The sequence below is a fragment of the Vibrio sp. Y176 genome, assembly GCF_033438945.1.
Genome location: NZ_JAWOQS010000405.1, coordinates 1 through 765, shown reverse-complemented (window position 1 = coordinate 765; position 765 = coordinate 1). Strand labels below are relative to the sequence as shown.

The 765-nt window shown below is 48.6% G+C and carries 1 protein-coding gene; it reads left to right on the top strand.

Features of this window, described 5'->3' with window-relative positions:
* Positions 1 to 765, top strand: a 765-nt coding sequence (locus R7O13_RS26335) for a type II secretion system F family protein (protein ID WP_318305138.1), incomplete at both ends; no start/stop codon positions are given.

Sequence of the window (765 nt, the reverse complement as noted above, 5' to 3'; positions counted from 1 at the left end):
CAAGTGCGCCAACGACTGAAAGAACAAGGAATGATCCCTGTTGAGGTCGTGGAAGCCAAAGCAAAGGCGGCTAAGTCTTCAGGCTCAGTGGGCTTCAAACGTGGTATCAAAACGGCTGAACTGGCTCTGATCACGCGTCAATTATCCACACTTGTTCAATCAGGTATGCCTCTTGAAGAGTGTCTTCGAGCAGTTTCTGAACAAGCAGAAAAGCCACGAATTCGCACCATGATCGCTGCAGTGCGCTCCAAAGTCACCGAAGGTTACCCATTGGCAGATAGCCTAGGTGATTATCCACACGTCTTTGACGAACTGTTTCGCTCTATGGTCGCCGCGGGTGAAAAATCTGGACACCTTGATACGGTTTTAGAGCGCTTGGCGGAGTACGTCGAAAACCGTCAGAAAATGCGTTCTAAGCTGTTGCAAGCGATGATCTACCCTGTCGTATTAGTGGTGTTTGCGGTGGCGATTGTCTCGTTCTTGTTGGCGACCGTGGTACCCAAAATCATCGAGCCGATCATTCAAATGGGGCAAGAGTTGCCACAGTCAACGCAATTTTTGCTGGCGGCTAGTGAGTTCGTTCAAGAGTGGGGGCTGATTATTTTTGCCGTGCTAGTAGTTTGTTTTTATGGCTTAAAACTGGCATTGCAAAAACCAGATTTTCGCTTGTCTTGGGACAGAAAAATCATCAGCTTGCCGCTCGTCGGTAAGATTTCTAAAGGCCTCAATACCGCTCGCTTCGCTCGTACCTTGTCGATCTGTACT